Below are 869 nucleotides of genomic sequence, written 5' to 3'. Positions count from 1 at the left end.
CCTCCATTTGATGCCGTTACTCGTATCGGCGCTACCAAAGAAAAATTACTGGCACTCGTGTCTGCCAAACTCAAATTATTTGTTCCGGCTATCCGTACTAAATACGTTGTTCCCAAAGGTCCCGACGGTGTCAACCAATCGTGGCGTCCATCATTGCTCGTGCTTGTTGTTATCACATTCCATGTCAAACCATTGTCTGAAGAATACTCCAAACGTACATTAGAATAAAAGGTCGTTGTGTTCCACTCAATTCGATAATTACAATCTGGATACAATATCTCTCCTCCATTTGGTGCCGTTAACTCTGGATTTAAAGGCGTTATGGTAAAGTTCCCATCAGAATCATCATATTTACAGGTATTCGTATAATCTACGATTCTTATCTTACAGCTTGTTGAAGGAGTATTTGGTATCGTCCAGTTATACGCATTGCCTGTTATGTTGCTCACGATCGTTGTCCAACTACCACCTCCATTCGTAGAATATTGTAAATTGTATTGTCCTGAAGCACTTGGCAAGCTCGTCCAAGTAATCAAATGACTGCCTTGTGCGGCTAAAACCTCACCGCCATTCGGACTCGTTATCGTCATATCATTGCTCGGCAATATCACAAAATTTGCATCCGATATATCATAGACACTATTATCATAATAATCTTCTACTTTAAACAAAGCTTGATTACTCGTCACGCCATTCGGTACTGTCCAATTGAATCCTTGACTTGTCCCACTGCCCGAATTAGATACAATGCTGTTTATCGCTAACCAAGTCGTTCCATTATTCGTAGAATAATAAAGCCTAAATCTGCTGATACAAGAGTTCGGTTTTGTCCAACGAATTGTATAACGACTGCAACCATATAAGGTATC

General features: G+C 40.4%; 1 pseudogene. It reads right to left on the bottom strand.

The features are described from left to right. A pseudogene (locus tag CG11_RS30535) lies at window positions 1–869 on the bottom strand (hypothetical protein); the annotation flags it as partial.

Source organism: Aureispira sp. CCB-QB1 (assembly GCF_000724545.1).
Classification (GTDB): domain Bacteria; phylum Bacteroidota; class Bacteroidia; order Chitinophagales; family Saprospiraceae; genus Aureispira.
This window is presented reverse-complemented; position numbering and strand designations above follow the sequence as displayed.